The sequence below is a fragment of the Acinetobacter sp. WC-743 genome (assembly GCF_000335555.1).
Classification (GTDB): Bacteria; Pseudomonadota; Gammaproteobacteria; order Pseudomonadales; family Moraxellaceae; genus Acinetobacter; species Acinetobacter bereziniae.
In genome coordinates this window covers 1-217 of the sequence record NZ_AMFQ01000059.1, presented here as the reverse complement: position 1 = coordinate 217, position 217 = coordinate 1, and the positions used below count along the sequence as shown (strand labels likewise).

At 41.9% G+C, this 217-nt stretch carries 1 protein-coding gene; it reads left to right on the top strand.

Annotation, left to right across the window (positions count from 1 at the left end):
• The coding region (locus tag ACINWC743_RS07355; protein WP_009584964.1) for a phage late control protein D at nucleotides 1-217 on the top strand (217 nt) is incomplete at both ends.

Sequence of the window (217 nt, the reverse complement as noted above, 5' to 3'; positions counted from 1 at the left end):
GTGATGGTGCACTGACGGTCTATAAGCTCAAACTTGAGGATGCGACGTCACTGTGGCATAAACGCCGTAATAGCAGAGTGTTTATGAATAAGTCAGTGATTCAAGTCATTGAAATACTTCATAAAGAATGGCAGCAAAGAAGTCCGCTGTTTGCTGCTAGTCTGAGTTTAGATAAAACTGGGCTGACCAAAGACTACGATGTTCGTCCATTGATTAT